Here is a 385-nt window from a genome sequence, read left to right as displayed (position 1 = left end):
TGGTGCAGCCGTTCGGCGGGGCAACCGGCGCGCAGGCGCACCTGCTCGCGGGCCTGGCCGAGGCAAACTGCCTGGTGGTCGTGCCCGACGACGTCACCCACGTCCGCCCCGGCGACATCGTCGACGTGCTCTTCCTGGCGCGCCAGGCCTAGCCGACCGCGGGTCGAGATCGAAGTAGGGGCCGGGTCACGTCATGGAGATGCGTTCGCAGCGGTTGGTCACCCGCGCCGGGATCGTCCGGCTGCGGCCCATCCGCCGTTCGGACTCCGATGAGTGGCGCGCCGCCCGTGACGCCGACCGGGAGATCCTCCGCGCAGTCGAGCCCACCGGCCCGGACGACTGGGACCGCGCCAATTCGCCGCGGGCTTTCCGCGCGATGCTGCGC

1 protein-coding gene and 1 pseudogene are annotated in these 385 nt (G+C 73.2%); both read left to right on the top strand.

Annotation, left to right across the window (positions count from 1 at the left end; genetic code table 11):
* Positions 1-2 precede the first annotated feature (2 nt).
* Positions 3-152, top strand: a complete 150-nt coding sequence (locus tag D7X55_RS47450; RefSeq protein WP_368666537.1) for a hypothetical protein — start codon at positions 3-5, stop codon at positions 150-152.
* A gap of 41 nt (positions 153-193) precedes the next feature.
* A pseudogene (locus D7X55_RS42560) lies at positions 194-385 on the top strand (hypothetical protein); the annotation flags it as partial.

The organism is Corallococcus sp. AB049A (genome assembly GCF_003668885.1).
In the GTDB taxonomy this organism is placed as follows: Bacteria; Myxococcota; Myxococcia; order Myxococcales; family Myxococcaceae; genus Corallococcus; species Corallococcus interemptor.
This window is presented reverse-complemented; position numbering and strand designations above follow the sequence as displayed.